Genomic DNA, 26,151 nt, shown 5'->3' with positions numbered 1-26,151 from the left:
TAATATAATTAAGTAGGTTTCCCCATTCGGAAATCTCTGGATCACAGGCTATTTGCGCCTACCCAAAGCTTATCGCAGCTTATCGCGTCCTTCTTCGGCTCCTAGTGCCAAGGCATTCACCCTGCGCCCTTTGTAGCTTGACCTAAAAGATTGTCATAAACTTCGTATTACGTCGTCAACTTCAGTTACTGTGGTACTCACTTACATAAGTAAGCTCCGTTCCTCGTTCCTTCGTTTCCTAGTACTACTTGTTTCTGCCAACTTTTCAAATGTTCTTATAAACTACGTACTGTGTCGTCAACTTTCTTCGTTCCGATGCTCATTTACATAAGTAAACTCCGCTTCTCACTCAGTCGTTTCCTAGTACTACTCGTTTCTAAGAATTCTTTGTCATTTATACAAAAGTTCCCATAAAATAGTTTATATTTTAAGGTTTTTATTGTCTTGACGAAATTGTTATATCTTTATTTAAAGGTTTAACAATGTCTTTTTATCACTGTGCAATTTTCAAAGAACAAAATATGTTTTTTTATGTCATTTCTAGACTGCTTTTTTATGGTATCATTTTGTTTTTTATATGTCAATAGTTTTTTATTTTTATTTGAGACATTTTTTCAATATACTTTTAATTATTCTAAAATTATATTGAAATTACGCTTACATTAGTATAACCACATAAAACATTTTTTATTTATAATAAAAAATAAGGGGTAGATACCTTATACTATAAAATATCTATCCCTTATCTTTTTTAATGTAATTTTCTAAACTTTCTATTCCCGTTTTTAAAATTTCTATATCATTTGTATTTATACTATTTGAGGTGGAATTTTCAATACTATCTTACAATATGAACTAATTATAAAAGCTTTCATCCTATATTTTATAAAAAATTTCTTAACATATTCATCATATATATATTTATATACTTTTTAAAGGTATTTTAAATTGTGGTATTCCTAAAGTGTATGGACCTATATCATTCATATCAAAATATATAACTACATCTTTTCCGTCGCAATAAAAATTAAAATTTTCATTTGAATTAATTTTTTCTATATAATACTTATCTTTACTTTTATGAATTTCTTTTCTTAATTGTGTTTTTAGTCTTCTGCACTCTTCATCACTTACTAAATCCTTTAAAGTTAATAATTTGTTTTTCTTTAAATCAATGTTATACGCTTTCTTCTCTTTTATTTCATAATTTCCACCAGTAAACTTATATATATTAAGTACTATACTCATTATTTCTTTTCCTGTTTTTATGTCATAATCCATCTTACATCTATAATTTTTCAAATCATAATCATTTAATTCAGCATATTCATGATCATCTACGCTTAAAGCTTCTATATCTTTTTTTATAAAAGTTATATCATCATGTATTATTTTGTTTATATCCTGTTCTAAATTTTTATCTTGCAACCCTGAAAGTTTAGGACTTTTTATGTTATAGTCTACTTTTCCTGTAGTAAATATTTCTTTATCTTCTATTACTATAATATTAGATGACTCTATAGCTTCAACATTTAAATCCAATTTCACGCAAACAATAAAAGTAAACAAAATACATATTAACAATACAATTTTGTAGTTTTTAAAATACTTTTCAAACATAATTTCACCTCCATATTTCAATAATGATATATCAAAATTTACATAGATCACTTTTAATGTTAAATTAACTTAGGTATATCTTACCATTTTATTCCAGTAAAATCTCAATTATTCTGTAATCTATATATATTTTTTTATTACAATACATCATAATTATTGACAGTTTATGGTTTTTATAGTTCTTTTAATGTCTTATTTTTATATAAACTTTTAAATTTTTGTCATAAAAAAAAGCATCTCAAAATGATTTTATCATTTTGAGATGCTTTTTCTTATTTTAATCTCCAAGTTGTTCCTTCTTTACTATCTAATATTTCTATATTCATTTTTAGCAATTGATCTCTTATCTCATCTGCTCTAGCATAATTTTTAGAACTTCTCGCTTCATTTCTTTCTTTTATAAGATTTTCTATTGATTCAACATCTATATTGGATAAATCTTTTTCTACAGATGTTAATTCTAAAGATAATACTTTATCAAAATCTTCTATTAAAAATTTCTTTTCTAAATTTGTTAAATTTTCATCTTTTAAAACATCTAAAAGCACAGTAAATGCATTTGGAATGTTTAAGTCATCGCTTATTTGTTTTTTAAATTTTTCATTATAGCTATTTATATTTTCATTGTTAAATCTATCATTTTCACAAACATTTTCTAATATTGTAGCAATTCTTTTCTTAAGCGCTTTAAAAGATTTTCTAGCTGCATCTAAATTTTCGAAACTAAATATTAATTGTTTCCTATATCTTGATTGTAAACAAAAATATCTATAATCTAGTGGTGAAAACCCTTCTTCTTCTAATCTTTTTACCGTTAAAAAGTCTCCAGTTGATTTAGACATTTTGCCACCATCTAATACTAAAAATTCACCGTGCATCCAATAATTAACCCATTTTTTTCCGCTATAAGCTTCTGATTGAGCGATTTCATTAGTATGATGTACTGGTATATGATCAATACCTCCACAATGTATATCTATTCTGTCTCCCAAATATTTCATTGACATTGTTGAGCATTCTAAATGCCAACCTGGAAAACCTCTACCCCATGGAGATTCCCATTGCATTATTTGATTTTTAAACTTAGAGTTCGTGAACCAAAGTACAAAATCAAGAGGATTTTTCTTATTTGGATCTACTTCTATTCTACTTCCTGCTTCCAATTCTTCAATACTTAAATTTGCAAGTTTTGTATAGTCCTTAAATTTATCTATTTCAAAATATACATTTCCATTAGATTGATATGTATACCCTTTTTTTTCCAAAACCTCAATGAAATTTATCATCTCTTTTATATGTTCAGTTGCCCTACAAACCACATTAGGCCTTTTAACATTTAATTTTTTACAATCATCTAAAAATGCTTCTTCATAGAATTTTGCTATTTCCCAAACTGTTTTCTTTTCTCTTGAAGCACCAAGGGCCATTTTATCTTCGCCTTCATCACCATCTGATTGAAGATGTCCCACATCTGTTACATTCATTACATGTTTAACTTTATAACCAGCATATTCTAAAGACTTTTTAAGTACATCTTCAAATATATATGTTCTTAAATTTCCTATATGGGCATAATTATAAACTGTTGGTCCACAAGTATACATACCAACTTTCCCTGGAACTACAGGAATAAATTCGTCTTTTTTTCTTGTTATTGTATTGTATACATAAAAGCTCATTTTCAACTCTCCTTTTTGTAGGTTTTTAATCAATAATAATCACTTTAATTCTATTATTTAATCTTAATGTTTTTATATTATTTTACATTAACTCTCAATATTAAACTTATTTAAATTGTATCACATTGAGATAAATTTACAATAATATTTAATAAATTAGTTTAGTATACTAAAATATAAAAATACAGAGTATATTAACTCTCTGTATTTTTATATTTTACTATTTACATATATTTTTTATCCAATTTACTAAACTAATATAAAAATTTTCTGTTTTTATCTCTTTTGTATTTATATACTTCTCACCTATTATATGACATCCTAAAAATAAACTTTCTTTATCAAAACATAAATTTTCATCAGCACCTAATGTAATTAAAATAACTTTTTTCCCATTTAAAATATTACCAAAGCTACTTCTTTTTATACCAAAATAAGATTTATAAAACCAACTAGGAAAAAGTAATATTAAACATTCATATTCCTTAAATTCTTCATTTATTTTTTTCACTAATAATACATCCTGAAAAAATTTAATATACTTATTGTTATTTTTTAAATCAGGCTCTATATTTTGTAATTCTATAATTTCACAATTTAACTCCTTCTTTATCCTATGTGAAACTTCTTTTAATAAACCGTTGCATGAATGAAATACTAAAAGAGTTTTCAAGTTATCACTCCTTATTTTATTGATAATTACTTCTTATATATTTAAATTAATATTTTATTACAATTATATGTAATAAAATCACTTTTATATCTAAAGAGTTGAAAAATACTATTTTTATATTTTAATTCTTTTTTAATTTATATATATATGTATAAACTATAAAAAATTTAAAACCTTTTGATTTAAAAATCAAAAGGTTTTAAATTTTTACTATTTCTTATTTTTCACTCTATTTGGTTTTGCTTTTGGTTTTATAACGTTGTTGTTACTTTTATTGTATTTTTTATAGCCACTATCATTATCTGTTTTTACATTATCAAATCCTTTTAAGAATCCACAAAGATCCATAAACCATAAGAATAATATTACAAATATTGTTGGTATTATATATTTGTTAACAACAATAGGCATTGTTGGCCATAAAAAATTGGGAATTAGAAATATAGCTAGTGCTAAAATTAAAACTACCCATTTATTAATTTTTAATTTTGAAAATACATATACTCTTAAAGCACTGTATGCAATTAAAGAAATAATTGAAAAAAGTATTATTTCTAATATCATAGTTACTATTGCCATTTTATTCTCCCTCTTTCAATATTTTTAATGATTTCAATACTACAATTATATAGTCTTATTAACAAAGTAACAAGTTTTATAACAGATTTTTATTTTTAATCTTTATAATTTATGTTAAAATTTATCTATAGGATTTCAAGTTAACTTTTAAAACTATTTACATCAAAATTTAGATGTCCAAAATAGTGAAACATATTCCAAATACTTTAAATACAAAAAATTTTAAAGTTATTGAATAAATTTGAATTTAAGCTTGTTTCCCTATAACACTATAAAAAATTTGATATAGATGTTTCTAACATTCCTTTTATTTTATTATTACATACATTTTTCTGAATAAATTAATATTTTCAGGAAATAATAACATTTAAATAATAAATAAAAGGAGTGACTATTAATGAAAGTATTAGACACAATAGCTCTTATATTAGTTATAATCGGTGCAGTAAACTGGGGACTAGTAGGATTATTTCGTTTTGATTTAGTAGCTGCATTATTTGCTGGCTCTAGTGCCTTTGGATCAATAAGTGGATTTAGCAGAATAATCTACGGTTTAGTTGGATTATGTGGTTTATATGCAATTTCATTCTTTGCTAAAACAAACGATTCCCATAGAGATATTTAATATTTCTATATTAGTGAATATGATACAAAACTCTAATATATCATATTCACTTTTATTTTTATTAACGCTTAAAATAGAAGGGGGTTAAGGAATGTTATTTATCAAAAATACTTTCCTATAAAAATTCATATGAAGATGTTAAAAGAAAACTTTAATATTAAAAAAGCAACTATTACGGAACTTTTAAATTATTACAAACCTGAAACAATTAATAATTATTGCAAAAAATGCGAAAAATATAATAAAGTTTGGTCTTGTCCAACTTTCAGCTTTGATACTATGAATTACATAAACAATTATGAATTTGCTTATATAATTGCATACAGAATTAATATAAATGCACAAAGCAATATAGAAAATGATTTTAATTCTATAAAAAGACTTATACCTGAAGTAACTGAATATAATGATGATTTTGATAAAATTTTTAAAACCTTATATTATAGTGCACGTTTTCATTTGGACAAGCTTCTGCTTAGTTTAGAAAAAGAATTTCAATCATCTTTAGCTATTTTCTCTGGAAGATGTTTATTCTGCAAAGTGTGTCAAAAGGAATATGGATTAAAATGTTTAAATGAAACTAACTTAAAATACTCTTTAGAAGCACTAGGTTTTGATGTTGCAGATATATTAAAATCATTACTTAATATTGAAATTCAATGGAGTAAGGAATCTTCTTCTCAATATGTTACTTGTGTATCTGCACTTTTCTCAAAAGAAGAAATTGATATTTCAAATTTAAATAAATCCATTTCTAACATTATTGAGTAAATCTAATTTGTACTAATAGATTATTACCAACTTTTCTTATAATTAATATGCTATAAACAACATTTTCCCTTAATAATTCCTCAATTATTTTGCTTATTTCTATATCTAGATTTTTTATGGTGTTTTTATTTTTATCTATAATATTATATGCTTTCCCCTTTTTTTCCAAAAATAAATTATCCCATTGTTCTAAATTTAAATCACCTTCTAAATTGAAAGTGATTCCTTTTTCAATTAGCATTTTTCTTATTTTCTTATATTTAAGTTCCATATTTTCTATTTCTTTTTCTATTTTTTCTAAATTTTGTTTTTTATAATTTATATTTTTTTTAGTAAATTCTATGTTTTTTTCTATATTTAAATTCTCATTGTCTAGTTTATTCATATATTTATTTATTTTTTTTATATATTTTTTACTATTAAACATATTTTTATCTTGCCTTTCTTTTCTTAATATATATACAATATTATTGAGGTGATTTTTAAATGGAAGAATTAGAAAAATTGTTAAGTAGATTGGTTGATTTTCTTATAATTACATTTAAAAAAATAAATATTTTTTTAGTTACTTATTATGATAAACTATTATTTTATTTTAATAAACAAAATACTATTAAAAAAATGTATGAACCGTCTATAAAAAAAAGAACAGAAGAAAATGCTAAATTAAATGATACTTTAAAACAATTAAAATTAGAGGAGTACACACTAAATAACTCCATAAAAAATGCTAAAAATAAACTCTTTATGTTAGAGAAAAAAATAGACTCTACTGAAGATTGTATTAAGAATACTATGCCTTAATACTACCAACTAAATTTATATAAAAATTTCTCTTTATAAATTTTTCAATAATTGCTAATACTAAAACTTGATTATGATTATTAAATAAAAACAATTTATAAAGAGGTGATACATTTTGATTAACTCTATAAAGAAAGATAATATTTATCATAACTTATATGATGGTAAATGGATTATATCTGATAATACTATAGATATATTTTCTCCAATAGATGGAGAACTAATAGGAAAGGTTCCTGCAATGTTAAAAGATGATGTTAATAAGTTTTTAGAAAACTCAAAACTTAGTCAAAAACATTGGGAATTAACTTCTATAGACTCGCGCGCTAATATATTATATAAAACCGCTAAAATTCTTGAAGATAATATAGATGAAATTTCTGAGATTTTAATGTTAGAAATTGCAAAAGATAAAAAATCATCTATATCTGAAGTAAAACGTACTGCTGATTTTATTAGACATACAGCTGATACTGGCCGAAACTTATATGGAGACTTTATCCAATCAGATAGTTTTCCAGGCTTTTCAAGGAATAAATTATGTCTTGCAACACGTGTTCCATTAGGTGTAGTTTTAGCTATATCTCCTTTTAATTATCCTATAAACTTATCAGCATCTAAAATAGCTCCTGCGTTAATGGCCGGTAATAGTGTTTTATTAAAACCACCTACACAAGGCTCGATAAGTGCATTATATTTATCTAAAGCTTTTATGATGGCTGGTCTTCCACATGGGGTTTTAAATACTATTACTGGAAAATCCTCATCTATTGGTGATTATCTTGTATCTCATGAAAACGTAAATTTTATAAATTTTACTGGTTCAACAAAAGTAGGTAATCATATAGCAAGTATCTCTAATATGATTCCACTTATGATGGAATTAGGAGGTAAAGATGCTGCAATAGTTTTAAAAGATGCAGATATTGAAAAAACTGCTAAGGAAATCATTAGTGGAGCATTTAGTTATTCTGGTCAAAGATGTACTGCTATAAAAAGAGTATTAGTAATTGAAGACATAGCCAATAATTTAGTTGATGCTCTTTTAAATGAATTAAAACAACTTAAGGTTGGATTACCTCAAGACAATTGTGAAGTAACACCATTAATTGATAGTAATTCATGTGATTTTGTTATGGATTTAATAAAAGATGCTTTAGAGAAAGGTGCTGATTTAATTACCGGATATAAAAGATCTGGCAATATAATATATCCTACATTATTAGATAACATATCGTTAGATATGGACTTAGCTTGGGAAGAACCTTTTGGTCCTGTTCTCCCTATAATAAGAGTAAGTTCTAAAGAAGAAGCTATACATATAGCGAACAAATCGCAGTATGGCCTTCAATCTTCTATATTTACCCAAGATATAAATGATGCTTTCAACATCGCAAACAAACTGAACGTTGGCACCGTTCAAATTAATAGCAAAACAGAAAGAGGACCAGACCATTTCCCTTTCTCTGGTGTAAAATCTTCCGGTATGGGAACACAAGGAATAAGGTATAGTATAGAAGCTATGAGTAGATTAAAATCTATAGTTATTAATATTTAAACTAAAAAGCAACTTTAAAATAAAATTCACTTTAAAGTTGCTTTTTTATATAGCGTTCCAAATTAAGTTTTAAACTTATTCATTTATCAAATGAGAAAACTCAAATTAATATTTCTATCAATAACTAACAGATTATTTTAGTTAAGAGTTAATTCTTAACTAACTATATTTGTACTTATTTTTCTCAACTGATAACAAAAATTTAATGGATAAATTTAAATTCGAGCTTGTTTCCCTATAGTTTTTTTAAAGTATTGTCTATAATATCCTGACATTTTTCTACTAACCCATTTAACTCATCTTTAGATAAGTCTTTTGTATATATAGGTTCATGAATTATACAAATACAATCTTTATTTTCTTTTTTAGCATCTTTGTATCCTTCATAAATCTTATACGTACCTTTAACTGTAACTGGTATAATTGGCATACCTGACTTTATTGCCATCCTAAGACTACCTTTTTTAAATTCACCTATTTGTCCATTCTTACTTCTTGTTCCCTCTGGGAAGATAAGCATAGACTGTCCATTCTTTAAATTTTCAGTTCCTCTTTGTATGGCTTTTATACCTTCTCTCGGATTTTCTCTGTCTAAAAATACACACCCTATTGCTTTACACCAATATGATAATACCGGTATCTTTTCCAATTCTTTTTTAGCAACAGCTCCTAATGGTTTTTCTACTACTGAAAATATTAATGGTATATCCACTATACTTTGGTGATTAGATACATATAAACACGGACCTTCTATCTCATTTTCTTTGCCTTTTACTATTATATTAAGTCCAGTTGCTTTTAAAAGAAATTTAGACCATTCCTTTCCCTTAACATTTGTGTAGTCTTCATATTCCTTTTTTGATTTTTTCTTTAACTTTTCAGCTTTAGGAATAAAAATAGCCGAAAATACTGTATATATTACAGTTTGTAATAAAAACCAAAATTTTCTCATTTATATCACCTACTCTTTAAAATTTACATAAATTATACCTTTATCTAACTAAGCTCTATTTTTTATTATACCAATATTATAAAAAAAAAGTCTATATGTAAGCATGTTTTTATTAGTTTTGTTTAATTTATTACCTTTTGGATAAACTTTTTAATATCACTATATAATAGAGGTGTAGCTATTTGAAAAAATGTATTTACAAAAATTATATTATTATTTTTATATGTATTATATTTTCTTTATTTTTACTTATCCCTAAAAATAGATATGATAAGGAATTACTTATCCATTATATCGATGTTGGACAAGGTGAAAGTATATTAATACAAAATGAAAATTTAAACATTTTAATAGATAGTGGTACTGAAGATACTTCTGCCAAACTATTAAACTATCTAAAAAAACAAAATGTACATAATCTAAACTATGTTTTTCTAACTCATCCTCATGATGATCACATAGGTGGTATTACTTATATATTAAAAAACATGAAAATAGACAAAATATTTTCTCCTAAAATCACAGCCAATACCCCTATTTTTAAAAATTTCGCAAAAGAATTAAATTCAAAAAATATTAAAATCGATCCTCTTATAGCTCCAAAAACAATGAAATTAAATAAAAACATTAAAATAGAAGTATTTTCTCCAACCAAAGATTATTATGACAACTTAAATAATTACTCTTTAGTGTTTAAATTAAACTTTAAAAATTATAATTTCTTATTTACTGGAGATGCTGAAAAAGAAATTGAAAATGAACTTCTAAATTTAGATATAAAATCTAATATTTTAAAAATTGGACATCATGGAAGCAAAACATCTTCTATTGAACCTTTTTTAGATAAAGTTAATCCTGATATTGCTATCATTTCCTGTGGACTAGGAAATGATTATGGTCATCCTAATAAAACACTTTTAAATAATTTATTAGATAGAAATATTAAGCTTTATAGAACAGATTTAAACGGTTCTATAACCTTAATTTGTGATAAAAACTCTATAAAAATAAAAAAAGAAAAATCTTAACAATTTAATTCTATATTATATATAGGGTTCTAAACTAAATTTTAAAGTTATTAATTTATCAAGTGAGAAAGCTTAAATTAATATTTCACCAATAATTAACAGTTTGTTTTAGTTAAAAGTTGTGGTGATTATTACTTACTTTTATCAGCTGATAATAAAAATTTAATGAATAAATTTAAATTGGAGCTTGTTTCCCTATAGATATAAAATTTTTGTAGCAAACAACTTTTAAAGTTAATCTAAAGTCCTATATTTTATAAACCAAATATTTAAAGAGCATCTTTCTTATATTTATTTCAAAGATGCTCTTTTAATCAATATTATAGGCTTATTACATTTGTAAAAATTAATACAAATAATATTATAGAAACAAATATTCTATATATAGCGAAAGTTTTCATTGGTTTCTTTTTTAAGTAATTAACAAATTTATCTACTACTATTAATGCTACTATAAACGCAACTAAAAACCCAATAGCTAATACTAGCCACTCTCCACTAGTTATTCCATTTAAATTTTTAAATATCTTTAACCCTGAAGCACCAACCATAACTGGTATAGCTAAGAAAAAAGAAAATTCCGTTGCTGCCACAGTAGAAATTCCACCAAACCATCCTCCAATTATAGTAGATGAAGATCTAGACATACCTGGCCACATTGCTAAACATTGAAACACGCCTACTTTTAACGCTTGTGCCGAATTTATCCCATCTATATCCATAGTTTTCTGTTTCTTTTTTAATGGTTTCTCTGTTAATAATAGTAAGAAACCTCCAACAAATAATCCTATAGCCACAGTAAGTGAATTAAACAAATACTTGTCTATTAAATCATCAAATAATAAACCTAATATCATTGCAGGTATAGTTGCTACAATGATGTTTTTCCAAAACTTTATACTAGTTCTTTGCTTATAATTTAAATTTTTCACTCTTCCCTTTTTGGTAATATTATTCATAATATTGCCAAATATAGTCCCTATAGCAATAAATAATTCTTTAACTGAACTGAATAATTTTTCCCAATATAATACAACTATTGCAAGTATAGCACCAAGTTGTATTACTATAGAAAATATATTAGCAAAGTTTCCTTTAAAATTTATTAAATCTCCAACAATAATCATATGTCCTGTAGATGAAACTGGTATAAACTCAGTAATTCCTTCTACTATAGCAATAATTACTGCCTTAAGTATTAATATCAAATTTAATTCCAAATCTTTTTCCTCCTTGATAAATACAAAATTTCTCTAATTAGTATTTCATAAAAATTGTTTTATAATTAACACCACGATTAATATTATATCAAAAATTTAAACCTATTACTATTTTTGCAAAAAATTTTCAAAGCAAAATAGGAAGCAATTTAATGCTTCCTATTTTATTTTCTTTCAAAAAATATTTCTCTTATAGGTTTTTTTCCATCTATTGAAAGAGATATTTTAGTTTTTCCTTCTAAAATTGATAAGTCATAATAATCATTAACTTCTGAGTAAGTTCCATCATTTAAACTTATATAGTATTTTTTCATCATAACACTATCATTAAATACTCCTACTGTAAACTTAATTGCTCCGTCCGTATCTTCTTTTTTATCTTTTTTAGATATTATTAATGTGGGAATTTCATCTTTATTTTTATCACCATTAATTATTTGTGGATTCAAATTAAACACATCGGATTTAGTTACAAATAAAGTTGGACTTATATATCCACTTTGATTTTCAATTTGAATATCCTCCGGATTTTTAATAAATGTTACAAAAGAATTACTTTTAGGCGATATAAACTTATTATTATCTATGGCAATTGTATAAGTATTAAAATACTTTTCCATATCTTTTTTATATTGTTTTATTTCTTTTTCTGAATTTAAACCAACAATCTTTACATTTTCTAATCCATTTTCTATAATTTCAACAGCACTTAGCGGAACATCGTTTAGTGTCATATAACAACTGTTGCCACCATCTATCATTACCCATTTTCCATGTACATTGCTCCATACTTCAACTACTTTAAATCCTTGTCGAGGCTTAGGTTTCATATCGTTTTTAGTAGCTAATGAACCTTTCCTTACATATGTTCCTAATGTGGATAACGATTCTTCTAAAATTATAGAATATCCATCATCAGACAGTGATTTAGTAGTTGTCATTTTTTCTAATATTTCTTTTGTTGTATCTCCATTTTTCATAGCACTAATATTAAATTGAGCTTTTTCATTAATCCAATTGATTATAGCAAAAGCTTTTTCTATATCATTTCCTGATTTTTTTACTATATCATCAAATTTATATTCTTTTTTTATACTTTTTTGATAATCGTTTTCTCCATCCATATAGTAAAATTTTATATTATTTCCTTCATATATATTATTATAATTTGTTATTTTAACATTGTATTTATAATCATAATAGGCAAGTTTATTTTTATTAAGTATAACAAATATTCCAACACATACAATTATCATTAACAAGCCTACTATTTTACCTTTTTTTGGGCCCTTACTCATTTTAAGTCCTCCTAAAATATTTCTTAATATTTTTATCGCCCTTAATTTTAATTTATTAATAGTTATTGTAATTATTTTTTTATATTTATGCATAATTATATTTTTGAAATACTAAAATAAAAAGGTTATACAAAATTTAAATTTTGTACAACCTCTTTAAAAGTTAAAATAATCCTTTTGTTTGGTAACAATTGTATATGAATTTATTTATATTCAGGACCGGCGTTTAATATGTCCTTACTAACATTTTCAAATTTTTTAAAGTTATCTTGGAATTTTCCAGCTAACTCTTTTGCCTTTACATCATAGTTATTTTTATTTTCCCAAGTATTTTTAGGATTTAAAATTTCACTTGGTACATTTTTTATATCTTTTGGCACTAAAACTTTAAATATTTCATGTTCTTCAAATTCAGCTTTTCTAAGGTCTCCATTTAAAGCAGCCTTTACCATTGCTCTTGTATATTTTAAATTCATTCTTTTTCCAACACCATATTCCCCACCAGACCATCCAGTGTTAACTAAATAAACCTCTGTATCATGTTTAATTATTTTTTCACCTAATAATTTAGCGTATACTTCAGGATTCATTAACATAAATGGTTCCCCAAAGCATGCTGAAAAAGTTGCTTTTGGACTTGTTATTCCTCTTTCTGTGCCTGCTAATTTACTAGTGTATCCTGACATAAAGTGATACATTGCAGCTTCTTTTGTTAATTTTGATATTGGTGGTATAACACCAAATGCATCTGCAGTTAAGAATATTACAGTACTTGGGTTTTGACCTTTTCCACTTAATTCAGCATTATCTATATACTCTACTGGATATGCTCCTCTAGTATTCTCTGTTAACTTTTCATCATCAAAATTTGGATTTCTTTTTTCATCTAAGATTACATTTTCTAAAACTGCTCCAAATTTTAAAGCATTATATATTTGAGCTTCTTTTTCTGCATCTAATCTTATAGTTTTTGCATAGCATCCACCTTCAAAATTGAATACACCATCATCAGACCATCCATGTTCATCGTCACCAATTAACTTTCTATCTGGAACAGCTGACAACGTTGTTTTTCCTGTTCCTGAAAGTCCAAAGAACACTGCTGTGTCTCCATCTTGTCCTATATTAGCAGAACAGTGCATTGGGAATACACCTTTTTGAGGTAATAAGAAATTCATTACTGAGAATATTGATTTTTTAATTTCTCCTGAGTATTGAGTTCCCCCTATTAATATAATCTTCTTTTCAAAATTTACTAAAACAAAAGCTTCTGAATTTATACCATCTTCTTTACCATTAGCTTTAAATCCTGGAGCTGCTATTACTGTAAATTCTGTATTATGCTTATTTAATTGTTCTTTTGTAGGTCTTCTAAATAACTGAGTTGCAAAAAGAGCTTGAGATGCGTATTCCGCTACAACTGTTATGTCCATTTTATATTTTTCATCTGCTCCTACGTATCCATCAAATACATACAGGTTTTTGTCTTCTAAATAATTAATAACTTTGTTGTAAAGTTTATTAAAAGTTTCTTCATCTATTGAAAGATTAGTATCATTCCAGTTAACTAATGATTTTATACTTTCTTGACAAACTATAAATCTGTCTTTAGGCGATCTTCCTGTATATTTTCCTGTTTCAACAACAATAGCTCCACTTTGTGAAAGTTTACCTTCTCCATTTTCAAGTGCAAACTCAACTAATTGTGATACTGCTAAATTTCTATATATATTCTCTGATGTTTTAATTTTTAAATTTTCTAAGTTAATACTCATTAATATTCCCCCAAATAATTTTATATTTAATTAATTTACACCTCGTAAATTATATGTATTTTTTTTATTTATTAACACTAAATTTATTAATTTTAAATATATTTGCTATATTTTTTTTATATTTATAATTTTTTATGTTTTCTTCTGACAGTTATTAGTATAACACTTTTTTATAAAAAGTACAGTATATTTTTCGTTTTTCTTCGCAAAATGTTATACTTTATATTTTTTTGACGACTTTATTGTGTATAAAATGAATTTTTTCTTATTTTTTTATTCAATTTTGAGTCATTATTTACTTTTATGAATAATTATATTTTAATGATTTATTAATTGTTTTACATTGGCATATATTCTCCAGCCTTACAAATAGTTATTTTACATGTTCTCATAAATTATGATAATTTTAACATTTATTATATATATTTCTTTCAACTTCACAAAAAAAGCAAGTCCTATATTTTAGACTTGCTTTTTATAATGAATATTTATATTTTTAATTTTTTAATTTTTTCTATTAATTTATTTTGAGTCTTATTTAAAATTAAATTTGCACAATACTTATTCTCTGGATCACCATAATTAAATCCGTCATTTTCATATCTAGGAATTACATTTACATGTAAGTGGGATAAATCATTAAAAATTCCACCATTCTGAATTATAGTTATGCCATCTGGATTAAATGTCTCTTGTAATAGTTTACTCATACTTCTTAAAATATCAGAAAGATTATTTAATTCTTCCAAAGTTAAATCATAGATTTCTTTAACATGCCTTCTAGGTAAAATCAATAAATGTCCTTCATTAAATGGAGCTTTGTCAAGAATTACAGAAAAAAAGCTATTTTCATAAACTTTATAAACCCCTAATTCATTATTAGCCAATCTACACCCTAAACACATAATTTATCACCATACCTTTAAATTTATTAATACTTCATAAGTATTATTTTATATTATAAAGTAATGTATTTCTATAAATTTTGAATTTTCAAGAATAGATTTAATTTTCTAAATTTTCCCATTTATCATTTAATTTTATAATTTTTAAAACAATAAACCTATATATTTCTCCACTTCTTCTTCTTTATCTTTTAATAATAAATTTATAAATTTTTTTAAAAATTTCTCTACATCCACTTCTGTAAGTATTATAGAATTATGTTCCTTTTGCCATAAATTATTTTTATCTACTATACACATCCCCTCTGCAATGCCCTCTTTACAAATTTCTGTGTAAGTAGAAAATCCTTTACATATACTTTTATCTATAAAATATCCTACAGCTAATGGATCATTTATAACTGAACCTATTATTTTATCAAATCTCCAATAAAACTCGCCATAAAATTTTGTTATTTCAGAAACTACTTTTGATAACTTTCCATCAATCATTCTGATAAATTCAACCATGTTTGGGGTCAAAACTGTTTTATTAGTAACATCCAATCCAATAATATGTACTTTTTTACCTAAATTTTTCAATACATAATCTGCAGCATAGGGATCGACATAATAATTAAATTCAGAAACTGGTGTACAATTCCCACATTCTTTAAAGGTTCCCCCCATAGAAACAAATTCATTTAAATTTTTAAATGCGCTCTTATCTTTCATTATAGCTTTAGCTATATTAGTAAGTGGCGCTAATGCTATAATAGATACTTTTTCATTGTTATGTAAAGTTTCTATTATAAAATCTTCTGCGCCATAATTTAATACTCCATTTTTGACTTTTGGTAGATTAGTATTACCTAACCCATCAGCTCCATGTACATTTTCTGCTTTTTCTAATTTTTTATAAAGAGGCTTGTTATTTCCTAAGTAAATAGGTATATGAAGAGAATTAGTAAGTTCTAGTGCTTTTAATGCATTTTCTCCACAAGTATTTAAATCTACATTTCCTCCTACTATAGTTATACCTAACACTTCTAATTCTTCTGAATTTAAAGCTAGCAATAATGCTAAAAAATCATCTATTCCTGGATCACAATCAATTATAACTTTCTTTTTCATAAATTCCTCCTATGTTGTTTAATTTAAATTTAAAATAATATTTTTAATATCTTTTTTATAATGTACATGTTTTAATGTGCAAAGCATTTATAAACGATAAGTCTTATATATCATACAAATTTTCTAATTATTTTTCAATTAGAAAATTTTCAACACAAATATAATATTTTAATAATAGCAAAAGAAATGCCTTAAAATGACGAGTAAATCATTTTAAAGCATTTCTTTTAATTTATATAATAAGAAATAGAAATTTTAGTCCTATAGAAAATTAATTTCCTAGAACTTCAGTTGAAAGTTTATTTACTAACAACCTAAATATAATAATTCATTATAACTATTTAATATTTTTGGCCAAAAGTGCTGCCCCTATTGCCCCTGCATGATGTGCAAGAGTATGAGTTTTTACATCCTTCCCAAGCTTTTTGCCTAAACTTTTAACTACATAAGGGCAATTACTAAGACCACCTGTTAAATAATACTGTTCTCCATCTCCAAATTTATTACAAAGTGATGAAACCTTATTAACTACAGAATCTATAACTGCAAAAGCTATATTTTCCTTTTTTTCACCACTACCAATCAAACTTATGACCTCTGATTCAGCAAACACTGTACACATAGAACTTATAGTTACACCACTACCACCTTCAGCAAAATTACATAACTCCTCTATACCTAAGCCTAAAATATTTGCCATTATTTCTATAAACCTTCCTGTACCTGCTGAACATTTATCATTCATAAGGAAATTAGTTATCATACCTTCTTCTATTGATATAACTTTAGTATCTTGTCCACCTATATCTATAACTATAGCCTTATCGCTCATTAAGTATGCAGCACCTTTCCCATGACATGTAATTTCAGTGATCTCTTTATTTGAATATGGTACAGAAACCCTACCATATCCAGTTGCTACAACTTTTCTTTTTTCTTTTGTTATACCTTTTGAATTTAGTATTTCCTCTATTTCTCTTGCAGTTTCTTTACTATTCCATCCAGTTTTCATTAACAATGTATCTATAAGCTTGTCTTCCTCAAAAACTGCAACTTTAGCTGCTGTTGATCCTATATCTATTCCTATATAATACATCTTTTACTCCTTTTCAAAACTTTCACTTTAGTTATTATCAATCTATAATTTTACTAAAGCATTTCAATAAATGCTGCTATTCTTGTTTTTATTTGACCTAAATCTGTTTTAGAGTAATCAGTTTCTAAGCTCATATATTGTACATTTTTTTGATTTTTGACAAAGTTCTTTACTTTCATTGATTCTACATTATAAGTATGACAAGCTTGTAGTGTAACGTCTATAACACCATCTACTTTATACTCATCTATAAGCTCATCTAAAAGTTCTAATCTACCATCATTATTTGACATTACAGAGCATGGTATTTTTAAATATTTCTCTGCAATAGCTTCAATTGGGTCTCTATTTTCATCTACAAGCTGAGCTTTTTCTTTTACTCCACCACAATTTTCAAAACATACAACTACCCCACCATTTTCTTCCACAGTTCCTACAACTTTTTCTATAGCTCCTCCAATAGGGCATCCTGTAATTAAGATTCTTTTTGCATTTTTTGATATTTTACTTCCATTTTTATTATATTCTTCTTTTATATCATCAATCATTTTTCTCATATTATTATTTTGTTCTATTTTATCAAAACTAAATCCAGTTCCTTCTAGAACCTTATACATTTGAAGTCCTCCTATTGGTGGTGGAGTTAACTTTGATAATGAATAAAACTCTTGAAGTAATTTTCTCTCTTCATTTTTTATTTTTATAGCTTCTCTTAATTTTTCATCTGTAATTTTTACATTAAACTGTTTTTCTAAACATTCTTTTAAGTATTCTATTTCATTTTTCCACACCTTTAATGCATGTTCTCTATCCTGAGCTTGTGGTAAATGCATTACATGCATAGGCTTTATTTTGCCTAAATATTCATACATTTTCTTTTTTCCATCACAAGTAGTTTCTCCAACTAATAAATCTGAAAAATATGTATATGGACATTTTTCTGTTAAGGCAAATCCATAGCTTGATTTTATAAGTGGACATAAATTTTTAGGAAGATGTTTTTCTGCATCTGGTATTGGTTCATCACTCATACCACAAAGTCCTACTGGAATAGCCCCTGATGCATATATAACCTCGTATGGAGTATATGTACAAAATACACCTACTACATTTTTTCCACTTTCTTTAAAATTCTTAACCTTTATAAATCCATTCTTTCTTGCTTCACTAAACTCTTCAAAAATACTTGGTAAATTATTCATCCTTTTTCCCCCATATTTTATATATAATAAATAAAATTTTTCATATTTTTATTTTTCTACTTCTATGTATCATATTATTATACTTAACCATTTTTTTCTATTGTTATAATATTTTCAAATAGTTACTAGTTATTTATTATGAATTTGAATTTTTAAAATTAAAATGTTCTTAAACATTCTTATAATAAAAAGTCTACTTGATAGTAGACTTTTTATTATAAGAATGTTTTTCCCTTTACTCAAGCATATCTTGTTTAGGTCCAAAAAATTCAAAATTAATATATTCTTCTTTAACACCTAATTCTTTTAATGCTTTATAAATTCCTTTCATAAATGGAGGTGGTCCACAAAAGTAAAAATCACCATTTAACGGTAGATTGTTTTTAATCCAATTGTAATCTACTCTCCCTTTAAAGTCATAATCTTTACCTAAACTATCATCATCCTTAGGATTGCTATAAAAAACTATATTCCTTACATTATCTCTATTTTTCATAATTTCTTTCATTTCATCTTTAAAGGTTTCAACATCAGAATTTTGTATAGCCTGAATAAAGAATATTTGTTTTCTTATTTTTACCTCTTCATAAAGCATAGATATAAGTGGAGTTATTCCTATTCCTCCTGATATTAATATAAGTGGTTTTTCTTTATTATTTTCATTTATCATAAACAATCCCATAGGAACCATCCCATAAATAATATCACCTACTTCCACTTTGTCATGCAAATAATTACTTATAAGTCCACTAGGCACTTTCTTTACGCTTATTCTATAAAACTCTTCATTTGGCATCATTGATAAACTATAAGTTCTTATCTCATCTTTATACTTTTCATCTTCACTATTTAATTTTATAGTAAAAAATTGCCCTGGCTTATGTTTCAAAAGCTTACTTTTATCTTTTGCTTTGAAATAAAATGAAATCACATCATTATTTTCTCTAATCTTTTTAACTACTATAAATTCCTTAAACCCATTCCATGCCATAGGCTTTGCAGAATTAACATTAGAATTGCTATACTTACTCATAATTTCTTGTATAGAATATTCCGACTGTTTTCCATAAACATCTTTTATTTTATTCATTTAACTCACCCCTTAAATACATTATACACTATATTGTTTAATATTGACTATCTTTTAGTAAGTATTATCCATGTTTTTGATTAATAAAAAAGACTATATGAAAAATTTATAGAAATTTTTCATATAGTCTTTTTTTAATAACCTAATTTAGATATGTATTCTTTTAAAATAGTGGCTGAATTATTAAATTTATATTTTTCATTTTCTTTTAAATCTAATTCAATTATTTTTTCTATTCCATTCTTACCTAATATACTAGGCACACCCATATATACATTGTTTTGTTCATATTCTCCTTCTAATAAAGCAGAAACTGGAATCACTTTTTTCTCATCATGAAATATAGCTTTAAGAATTCCAACAACAGTAGCTCCTATGCCATAATAAGTACTTCCCTTACCATTTATTATTTTCCAACCAGCTTTAGCAGTTTCTTCTACCATATTATCTAGATCATTCTCTTGAAACTTATCGTAATTACTAATTAATTTTAAAAAGGATTCTCCTGCTACAGTTACACAAGACCATGGAACCATTTGAGAATCCCCATGTTCTCCCATAGCAAATGCTTGTATTGATTTTGTATCTATTCCACCTAGTTTTTCTGATATTATTGATTTTAATCTAGCTGTATCTAGGGCCGTTCCTGTTCCTATTACTTTATTTTTAGGAAGTCCTGATAACTTTAATACGTGATATGATATTACATCAACTGGATTTGATGCTAATATAAAGAATCCATTAAATCCTGATTTCATAATCGGCTTTACTATTGAATTACATATTTTAGCACTGACTTCTAAAGTGTCTAATCTTGTTTGCCCTGGTTGTGGAGGTGGTCCTGCAGTTATTACAACTGCATCTACATCATTACAATCTTCATAACTACCAGCTCTAACTTTAGTTCTTAAAGACATATATTCTACAGAATGCATTAAATCTAATGCCTCACTTTTAGCTCTATCCTTATTAATATCTATCATTATTATTTCTTCACATACACCTTGATTAACTAATGCATAAGCACAACTAGAACCTACTAATCCAGTCCCAACAATTGCAACTTTTCTTGATTTGATTGACATTTTAATCTCTCCTTAAACCTAAAACCTAAATATATTAATTTTATATCAAGTTTCATTTATAAAATCGTTAATATTTTAACATTCAATTCATTAAACATATTGTACAACTTTTATAATAAAATGTGAATACTTTAACGTTTATTCGCAATTTTTGCAACATTAAAGCTTTTAGATTAAAGTTTTTAATTAAAACTTTAATCTAGTTTGAATTTTTTTTAACAATTAAAACATCAAAAATACTTAGGATTTATTTCTTCAACATATTAGCGGATAAATCCACTAATATGTTTTTCTTATCTTGTAAATGTATAAATTAGAGTTTAAAATTCTATATTTTATTTAAGATAATTTATAGTAGCTGAATAATCTATAAGTTTTTTTATAAAAACATCGGTAGCCTTAGAAATCATCATATCTTTTGGCGTTATATAAGAGAAATGTCTTTTATAATTTTCTTTTAATTCTATTACAGACAATTCTTTATTTTTCACTCCTTCTTCAGCTACATAATTTGATATAAGAGTTATACCTAAATTATTTTTAACAGCTTCTTTAACTGAATAATTGCTCCCAAGCACCATCATGGATTTAGGTATAATTTCCTTAGTTGTTAAAAACATATTTAAATACTCCCTAGTTCCTGATCCATTTTCTCTAGCAATCCATCTTCTATCTTTAAGTAAAGTATAAGAAAATTCTTTTGAAACCATTGGGTCATTATAAGGCAACATAAGTACCATTCTATCTTCTAAAAAATAATTTTGATTAAAATCAAAAGATGGCGCAACCCCTTCTATAAGCCCAATATCTATTTTTAAATTCTTTATCTTATCACATATGTTAGTTGTATTTTCAATAAGTAACTCTATCTCAACATCTGGATATTCTTTAGAAAATTCACCTAAAAAACCTGGCAAAAAATATTCTCCTATAGTAAGACTTGCTCCTATTTTTAAATGTCCTTTTATTGTGTTCGATATATTTTTTAATTCATCCTTAGTATTTTCTAAAAGCTTTAAAATTTCTTTTGCTCTTTTATAAAGCAAAACTCCACTTTCAGTGATTACTATAGTTTTTTTCTTTACAGATCTAGTAATAAGTTCTGTATTAAAATAGCTTTCTAAATTTTTAATATGAACACTAACACTTGGTTGTGATAGGTTTATACTTTCCCCTGCCTTTGTAAAGTTTTCATATTCAACAACAGCTATAAATGTTTTTAATTCTTCTAACATAATTTATCTACATCCTAACAATAATATATTTTTTATCACCCAAAAATATTTACTATACAATATTATATATTATTTAACAAAAAATTAAATATATAATCATTATTTTTTTTAATGATTACTATGATATATATTTATTTTACTTATGATTTTTTCAGTATTATACTTTTTATATAGTTTGAAATTACTAATAAATTATTTTAATAAAATACTTTTTACATAGAAAGGGTTGTTATAATGAATAAAAGATTTAATAATTTTATAGATAAAGGTTTTGAGATTTTGCCTGGACTTTTGATTTCTATAATAGTTGCTTATATAAGTATTGCTTTATCAAAATTTTTACCTAAACTTGGAGCATCTTCAATATCTATTTTTCTAGGTATGGCTTTAGGTAACACATGCTTACATAAAAAAAGTTTTCAAAAAGGATATAAATTTGCAGAAACAGACTTATTAGCTTATTCAATAGTACTTTTAGGTGGTACATTAAGTGTGTCTACAATATTAAATTTAGGACTTTCCGGTATTGCATTTATAGTATGCCAAATGTCTGTAACTATTTTTGCTGCTCTTATGATTGGTAAAAAATTAGGTTTTAGCGACAATTTTAGATTCTTAATGGCTAGCGGGAATGCTGTATGCGGTTCTTCTGCAATTGGGGCTACAGCCCCTGCTATAAATGCAACTGATGATGAAAAAGGCATTTCAATAGCTATAGTAAATGTAACTGGTGTAATTTTAATGATTTCATTGCCTTTAATATCAGGACTTTTATACAATCATGAAACTTTTAAAACCTCTGCTATGATAGGTGGTATTCTTCAATCAGTAGGACAAGTTGTTGCCAGTGGTGCTATGGTTAATGATTCTGTAAAAGATTTATCCTCTATATTTAAAATTGTACGTATAATATTACTAGTTGTAGTTGTATTATTCCTTGAAACTCTTAAGAACAAAAAAACTAATAAAGATAACAATATAAATCCTAAAAAGAAAAAATTTAATATTCCTTGGTATGTTATAGGTTTTTTCATTACTTGTGCTCTATTTAGCTTTAACATTATACCAGTTTCTCTATCAAAATCCTTTAAAGTTTTAAGCAATAACCTTGAAATAATAGCACTTGCAGCTATCGGACTTAGAGTTAATTTTAAAGAACTTATAAAACATGGAAAATCAGTCTCATTATATGGACTATTCATAGGAATAATACAAATACTATCTGCTATAACTTTAATAGGCATATTTTTATAAAAATATGCCTATTAAAGTTATATTTTATTTTAAATAATTTCATCCTTTTTTAGTAAATCTAATCCCTTTTCATAATACTTTTTCCATATATCCTGTGGAACCATTGCTCCACCTGTTGCCCATACTATATGAGTTGGAACAATATCTTTTTTAATATAATTTTCTTTACTTAATTTTAATGGGCCAATAAAAGACGCTGCAGCTGAAGGCTCTAATTGTAAATGTTCTTCATTATTCGCTATAGCTAATAACTTATACAGTTCTTTATCTTCTAATGTGTACCCTCCTGCTATCGATTTTTCAAGTAATTTTCCAACAAATCCTGATGGTTTACCTACAGCCAATCCATCAGCATCAGTTTTACCATCTATCCCATATTTTTTTACGGATATATTTTCATGCTGTCCAGTCATAAGCCCCAAAATCATAGCAGGGGCATGAGTAGGTTCTACCAAAAAACAATGAACATTCTCACCAAAAACACTTTTTAGACCAAAAGTTATACCTCCTGGCGCTCCACCTACACCACAGGGCAAGTAAACTAATAAAGGATGTCTTTCATCTATTATTATATTTTTATATTTTAATTGTTTTTCTAACCTTAATGCGGCAACAGCATAACCTAAAAATAAATCTTTAGAATTCTCATCATCAATAAAATATGAATTTTTACTTAAATTAGCTTGTTTTCTTGCAATTTCTATAGCCTTACTATAATCTCCTTCATGTTCAATTACATTTACTCCTAGACCTTTTAAAAGCTCTTTCTTCCACCCTTTAGCGTCGTATGACATATGCACATCAACCTTAAATCCTAATTTAGAAGATATTATCCCTATGCTTAAACCTAAATTTCCTGTTGATGCAACTATTATATTATATCCAGAATAAAATTTTTTAAATTCCTCACTATCTAATTTGGAATAATCATCCTGAACATTTATAAGATTATCTTTAATAGCTAAGTATTCTGCATATTTTAAAACTTCATATATTCCACCTCTAGCTTTAATAGATCCAGATATGGGCAATTCATTGTCACATTTGCAATATATATCTCCAATTACAATTTCATTATAATAATTCTCCATAAAAGCTTTCATTTTATTTATATTTATTAATCTTGACTCTATAATTCCGTTAGATTCATTAGTTTCACAAAAGACTTTATTAATGTATGGTGCAAATCTTTCTAATCTTGATTCTGCATCAATTACTTCTTGAAAATTGATTTCTTCTATTTTCCCATTTGGAATATATTTTTCATTTTTCCAAATGAACTCCTTCATATTTATTATATTATGAAATATAACACAATTTTTAATAACTTTTTTTATTTTTTCTTTATCTAATCTTCCTTTTTTCATTTAATTTGCCCCCCTACAAATATAGTTAAATCCTTTACTTATTTCTATATATGTATATAGTATTCCTTTGTTACAATTTCATATAGGGCTACAAGTTAGCTTTTAAAATTATTAATTTCAAAACTTGCATACCCAAAATAGTTAGACATGCTCCAAATCACTTCAAATTCAACATTGCACTTTGTATGAAAATACTTTAAAGTTATAGAATAAATTTAAATAGGAGCTTATTTTCCTATAATAGTTATTATAAATTCAAATAAAATTTACTATAATCAAAAGGGCATACTCCTTAAGACTAACTTCGAGAATGCCCTTTTTATCTTATTAATTATTAATTATTTCGTTATATATTCTTCTCTCTATTTCGTTATTTGCCTCTTCTACATACTTATTTATAGAAAACAAATCAACTATTATCCATATTAGAACTACAAGTAATCCTAATAAACCAATAATTATTAAACAAGCTACTGCACTTACAATAGTTGTTATTAATTGTGATTTTGCAACATCTTTTCTTCCTAAATATGCATTATGAAATCCTAGCATTCCGCCTAGTACCCATAATATATAAACTAACGGAAGTTTAACCCTTTCCTTTTCCACCAAATATTCATAAATCTTTAATTGTTTCTCATCTAACACTTTTAATTCTTGAGCTGTAATCAAAATATATCACTCCTTATTTAAACTATTGTATATGCTATTTTCTGAATCTTCATTTATGTTATCTATAATGTTTTTAGCTAAAAATAAATCTACAGTAACCCACGCTAATACTATTAAACCTAGTATTGAATTTAAGTTAAAGAAACCAAAAAAACAATTTTTTAAATTTTCAATAGTTATTTGATTACTCATAGCCATATCTACCATTCTTTCCACAGCAATATTGTTATGCTTTAGTATATTTTCTAATATTAAATTCACAATAGTTATACTTAATTGCGCTATAGCTACTTTAGGTCGATTTAAATAAAAATTATGAATTCCAAATTTTTTCCCTATTGCCCATAGTATATAAAATAGAAATACTTTTTTTCTTTCTTTTTTTGTATTATCACAAAAAATACTTAAATCTTTTTCATTTAACACCTTAAGTTCTCTTGCTGTTATATCCATATTTTACCTCCTATCTATAAGTGTTCTCCTTATTTTTATATTATTATATATTACAATATTATTCTATATTTTTGAAATTATTTACAAAATATTAACT

The 26,151-nt window shown here is 25.6% G+C and carries 25 protein-coding genes and 1 rRNA gene; 6 read left to right on the top strand and 20 right to left on the bottom strand.

The window, feature by feature from the left end:
* From ACYUE0_RS10030 to ACYUE0_RS10010, 5 genes are all read right to left on the bottom strand, one after another.
* A 23S ribosomal RNA gene (locus tag ACYUE0_RS10030) occupies window positions 1–143 on the bottom strand; the annotation flags it as partial.
* A gap of 778 nt (window positions 144–921) precedes the next feature.
* Window positions 922–1,620 carry a DUF3298 and DUF4163 domain-containing protein gene (locus tag ACYUE0_RS10025; RefSeq protein WP_460270422.1) on the bottom strand — a complete coding sequence of 233 codons (699 nt, stop codon included), beginning with the start codon at window positions 1,618–1,620 and terminating at the stop codon, window positions 922–924.
* A 272-nt stretch (window positions 1,621–1,892) separates the two neighbouring features.
* On the bottom strand, window positions 1,893–3,299 hold the full coding sequence (cysS, locus tag ACYUE0_RS10020) for a cysteine--tRNA ligase (protein WP_460270421.1): 1,407 nt from the start codon (window positions 3,297–3,299) through the stop codon (window positions 1,893–1,895).
* A gap of 220 nt (window positions 3,300–3,519) precedes the next feature.
* Window positions 3,520–3,972, bottom strand: coding sequence for a hypothetical protein (locus ACYUE0_RS10015; RefSeq protein ID WP_460270420.1), 453 nt, complete (start codon window positions 3,970–3,972; stop codon window positions 3,520–3,522).
* 210 nt (window positions 3,973–4,182) lie between these two features.
* Window positions 4,183–4,551: a hypothetical protein gene (locus ACYUE0_RS10010; RefSeq protein WP_061995969.1), complete on the bottom strand. Its 369-nt coding sequence runs from the start codon at window positions 4,549–4,551 to the stop codon at window positions 4,183–4,185.
* A 397-nt stretch (window positions 4,552–4,948) separates the two neighbouring features.
* On the opposite strand from ACYUE0_RS10010, the gene ACYUE0_RS10005 reads away from it, so the two are divergent.
* On the top strand, window positions 4,949–5,176 hold the full coding sequence (locus tag ACYUE0_RS10005; RefSeq protein WP_010298401.1) for a DUF378 domain-containing protein: 228 nt from the start codon (window positions 4,949–4,951) through the stop codon (window positions 5,174–5,176).
* A 129-nt stretch (window positions 5,177–5,305) separates the two neighbouring features.
* Window positions 5,306–5,947 (top strand): DUF2284 domain-containing protein, encoded by a 642-nt coding sequence (locus ACYUE0_RS10000; protein WP_460270419.1) that lies wholly within the window; start codon window positions 5,306–5,308, stop codon window positions 5,945–5,947.
* Here ACYUE0_RS10000 and ACYUE0_RS09995 read toward each other — a convergent pair.
* Window positions 5,937–6,374 (bottom strand): hypothetical protein, encoded by a 438-nt coding sequence (locus tag ACYUE0_RS09995; protein ID WP_460270418.1) that lies wholly within the window; start codon window positions 6,372–6,374, stop codon window positions 5,937–5,939. The genes ACYUE0_RS10000 and ACYUE0_RS09995 overlap by 11 nt on opposite strands.
* A gap of 59 nt (window positions 6,375–6,433) precedes the next feature.
* On the opposite strand from ACYUE0_RS09995, the gene ACYUE0_RS09990 reads away from it, so the two are divergent.
* Together ACYUE0_RS09990 and ACYUE0_RS09985 are read left to right on the top strand one after the other, a co-directional pair.
* Entirely contained in the window at window positions 6,434–6,751 is a 318-nt protein-coding gene (locus ACYUE0_RS09990; protein ID WP_061995966.1) for a hypothetical protein, read from the top strand.
* 115 nt (window positions 6,752–6,866) lie between these two features.
* Complete coding sequence (locus tag ACYUE0_RS09985) at window positions 6,867–8,309, top strand: NADP-dependent glyceraldehyde-3-phosphate dehydrogenase (RefSeq protein WP_460270417.1); 1,443 nt, start codon at window positions 6,867–6,869, stop codon at window positions 8,307–8,309.
* A gap of 235 nt (window positions 8,310–8,544) precedes the next feature.
* Here the strand turns inward: ACYUE0_RS09985 and ACYUE0_RS09980 are convergent, their stop codons facing one another.
* Entirely contained in the window at window positions 8,545–9,261 is a 717-nt protein-coding gene (locus ACYUE0_RS09980) for a lysophospholipid acyltransferase family protein (protein ID WP_460270416.1), read from the bottom strand.
* Between the two features lie 182 nt (window positions 9,262–9,443).
* Between ACYUE0_RS09980 and ACYUE0_RS09975 the strand changes: the two genes are divergently transcribed.
* Window positions 9,444–10,289 (top strand): ComEC/Rec2 family competence protein, encoded by an 846-nt coding sequence (locus ACYUE0_RS09975; RefSeq protein ID WP_460270415.1) that lies wholly within the window; start codon window positions 9,444–9,446, stop codon window positions 10,287–10,289.
* Between the two features lie 320 nt (window positions 10,290–10,609).
* Here the strand turns inward: ACYUE0_RS09975 and ACYUE0_RS09970 are convergent, their stop codons facing one another.
* The 10 genes from ACYUE0_RS09970 to ACYUE0_RS09925 all read right to left on the bottom strand — a co-directional run bounded on the left by ACYUE0_RS09970 (window position 10,610) and on the right by ACYUE0_RS09925 (window position 22,308).
* Entirely contained in the window at window positions 10,610–11,509 is a 900-nt protein-coding gene (locus tag ACYUE0_RS09970) for an undecaprenyl-diphosphate phosphatase (RefSeq protein ID WP_061995962.1), read from the bottom strand.
* Window positions 11,510–11,673: 164 nt separating this feature from the next.
* Window positions 11,674–12,807 carry a hypothetical protein gene (locus ACYUE0_RS09965; RefSeq protein WP_460270414.1) on the bottom strand — a complete coding sequence of 378 codons (1,134 nt, stop codon included), beginning with the start codon at window positions 12,805–12,807 and terminating at the stop codon, window positions 11,674–11,676.
* A gap of 203 nt (window positions 12,808–13,010) precedes the next feature.
* Entirely contained in the window at window positions 13,011–14,582 is a 1,572-nt protein-coding gene (gene pckA, locus ACYUE0_RS09960) for a phosphoenolpyruvate carboxykinase (ATP) (RefSeq protein ID WP_061995960.1), read from the bottom strand.
* Between the two features lie 488 nt (window positions 14,583–15,070).
* The gene (locus tag ACYUE0_RS09955; RefSeq protein ID WP_061995959.1) at window positions 15,071–15,487 is read right to left on the bottom strand and encodes an HIT family protein; all 417 of its coding nucleotides are present in this window, start codon (window positions 15,485–15,487) and stop codon (window positions 15,071–15,073) included.
* 144 nt (window positions 15,488–15,631) lie between these two features.
* The gene (locus tag ACYUE0_RS09950; RefSeq protein WP_460270413.1) at window positions 15,632–16,600 is read right to left on the bottom strand and encodes a nucleoside hydrolase; all 969 of its coding nucleotides are present in this window, start codon (window positions 16,598–16,600) and stop codon (window positions 15,632–15,634) included.
* 337 nt (window positions 16,601–16,937) lie between these two features.
* Window positions 16,938–17,696 carry an acyl-CoA dehydratase activase gene (locus tag ACYUE0_RS09945; protein ID WP_460270412.1) on the bottom strand — a complete coding sequence of 253 codons (759 nt, stop codon included), beginning with the start codon at window positions 17,694–17,696 and terminating at the stop codon, window positions 16,938–16,940.
* A 53-nt stretch (window positions 17,697–17,749) separates the two neighbouring features.
* Window positions 17,750–18,898, bottom strand: coding sequence for a double-cubane-cluster-containing anaerobic reductase (locus ACYUE0_RS09940; protein ID WP_460270411.1), 1,149 nt, complete (start codon window positions 18,896–18,898; stop codon window positions 17,750–17,752).
* A gap of 235 nt (window positions 18,899–19,133) precedes the next feature.
* Window positions 19,134–19,988 carry an FAD-binding oxidoreductase gene (locus ACYUE0_RS09935; protein ID WP_460270409.1) on the bottom strand — a complete coding sequence of 285 codons (855 nt, stop codon included), beginning with the start codon at window positions 19,986–19,988 and terminating at the stop codon, window positions 19,134–19,136.
* A 134-nt stretch (window positions 19,989–20,122) separates the two neighbouring features.
* A complete protein-coding gene (locus ACYUE0_RS09930) occupies window positions 20,123–21,073 on the bottom strand; it encodes an L-lactate dehydrogenase (protein WP_460270408.1) in 951 nt (316 codons plus the stop codon).
* 335 nt (window positions 21,074–21,408) lie between these two features.
* Complete coding sequence (locus ACYUE0_RS09925; RefSeq protein WP_460270407.1) at window positions 21,409–22,308, bottom strand: LysR substrate-binding domain-containing protein; 900 nt, start codon at window positions 22,306–22,308, stop codon at window positions 21,409–21,411.
* A gap of 234 nt (window positions 22,309–22,542) precedes the next feature.
* Here ACYUE0_RS09925 and ACYUE0_RS09920 point away from each other — a divergent pair, with 234 nt between their 5' ends.
* The gene (locus tag ACYUE0_RS09920; RefSeq protein ID WP_061995952.1) at window positions 22,543–23,562 is read left to right on the top strand and encodes a YeiH family protein; all 1,020 of its coding nucleotides are present in this window, start codon (window positions 22,543–22,545) and stop codon (window positions 23,560–23,562) included.
* A 29-nt stretch (window positions 23,563–23,591) separates the two neighbouring features.
* Here ACYUE0_RS09920 and ACYUE0_RS09915 read toward each other — a convergent pair whose 3' ends face one another.
* The 3 genes from ACYUE0_RS09915 to ACYUE0_RS09905 form a co-directional block, all read right to left on the bottom strand.
* The gene (locus ACYUE0_RS09915) at window positions 23,592–24,929 is read right to left on the bottom strand and encodes a D-serine ammonia-lyase (RefSeq protein WP_460270406.1); all 1,338 of its coding nucleotides are present in this window, start codon (window positions 24,927–24,929) and stop codon (window positions 23,592–23,594) included.
* A gap of 327 nt (window positions 24,930–25,256) precedes the next feature.
* A complete protein-coding gene (locus ACYUE0_RS09910; protein WP_061995950.1) occupies window positions 25,257–25,601 on the bottom strand; it encodes a TM2 domain-containing protein in 345 nt (114 codons plus the stop codon).
* A 6-nt stretch (window positions 25,602–25,607) separates the two neighbouring features.
* Window positions 25,608–26,054, bottom strand: coding sequence for a TM2 domain-containing protein (locus tag ACYUE0_RS09905; RefSeq protein ID WP_061995949.1), 447 nt, complete (start codon window positions 26,052–26,054; stop codon window positions 25,608–25,610).
* Window positions 26,055–26,151 lie beyond the last annotated feature (97 nt).

The sequence above is a fragment of the Clostridium sp. CTA-19 genome (genome assembly GCF_054767855.1).
This window is presented reverse-complemented; position numbering and strand designations above follow the sequence as displayed.

Excerpts from the sequence above, each read along its gene's own strand:
- ACYUE0_RS09945 (WP_460270412.1), bottom strand. The coding sequence starts at position 17,696 with ATGTATTATATAGGAATAGATATAGGATCAACAGCAGCTAAAGTTGCA.
- ACYUE0_RS10005 (WP_010298401.1), top strand. The coding sequence starts at position 4,949 with ATGAAAGTATTAGACACAATAGCTCTTATATTAGTTATAATCGGTGCA.
- cysS (WP_460270421.1), bottom strand. The coding sequence starts at position 3,299 with ATGAGCTTTTATGTATACAATACAATAACAAGAAAAAAAGACGAATTT.
- ACYUE0_RS09995 (WP_460270418.1), bottom strand. The coding sequence starts at position 6,374 with ATGTTTAATAGTAAAAAATATATAAAAAAAATAAATAAATATATGAAT.
- ACYUE0_RS09980 (WP_460270416.1), bottom strand. The coding sequence starts at position 9,261 with ATGAGAAAATTTTGGTTTTTATTACAAACTGTAATATATACAGTATTT.
- ACYUE0_RS09930 (WP_460270408.1), bottom strand. The coding sequence starts at position 21,073 with ATGTCAATCAAATCAAGAAAAGTTGCAATTGTTGGGACTGGATTAGTA.
- ACYUE0_RS09905 (WP_061995949.1), bottom strand. The coding sequence starts at position 26,054 with ATGGATATAACAGCAAGAGAACTTAAGGTGTTAAATGAAAAAGATTTA.
- ACYUE0_RS09990 (WP_061995966.1), top strand. The coding sequence starts at position 6,434 with ATGGAAGAATTAGAAAAATTGTTAAGTAGATTGGTTGATTTTCTTATA.
- ACYUE0_RS10000 (WP_460270419.1), top strand. The coding sequence starts at position 5,306 with ATGAAGATGTTAAAAGAAAACTTTAATATTAAAAAAGCAACTATTACG.
- ACYUE0_RS09925 (WP_460270407.1), bottom strand. The coding sequence starts at position 22,308 with ATGTTAGAAGAATTAAAAACATTTATAGCTGTTGTTGAATATGAAAAC.
- ACYUE0_RS10010 (WP_061995969.1), bottom strand. The coding sequence starts at position 4,551 with ATGGCAATAGTAACTATGATATTAGAAATAATACTTTTTTCAATTATT.
- ACYUE0_RS09940 (WP_460270411.1), bottom strand. The coding sequence starts at position 18,898 with ATGAATAATTTACCAAGTATTTTTGAAGAGTTTAGTGAAGCAAGAAAG.
- ACYUE0_RS09950 (WP_460270413.1), bottom strand. The coding sequence starts at position 16,600 with ATGAAAAAGAAAGTTATAATTGATTGTGATCCAGGAATAGATGATTTT.
- ACYUE0_RS09955 (WP_061995959.1), bottom strand. The coding sequence starts at position 15,487 with ATGTGTTTAGGGTGTAGATTGGCTAATAATGAATTAGGGGTTTATAAA.
- ACYUE0_RS09920 (WP_061995952.1), top strand. The coding sequence starts at position 22,543 with ATGAATAAAAGATTTAATAATTTTATAGATAAAGGTTTTGAGATTTTG.
- ACYUE0_RS10025 (WP_460270422.1), bottom strand. The coding sequence starts at position 1,620 with ATGTTTGAAAAGTATTTTAAAAACTACAAAATTGTATTGTTAATATGT.
- ACYUE0_RS09965 (WP_460270414.1), bottom strand. The coding sequence starts at position 12,807 with ATGAGTAAGGGCCCAAAAAAAGGTAAAATAGTAGGCTTGTTAATGATA.
- pckA (WP_061995960.1), bottom strand. The coding sequence starts at position 14,582 with ATGAGTATTAACTTAGAAAATTTAAAAATTAAAACATCAGAGAATATA.
- ACYUE0_RS09915 (WP_460270406.1), bottom strand. The coding sequence starts at position 24,929 with ATGAAAAAAGGAAGATTAGATAAAGAAAAAATAAAAAAAGTTATTAAA.
- ACYUE0_RS09935 (WP_460270409.1), bottom strand. The coding sequence starts at position 19,988 with ATGAATAAAATAAAAGATGTTTATGGAAAACAGTCGGAATATTCTATA.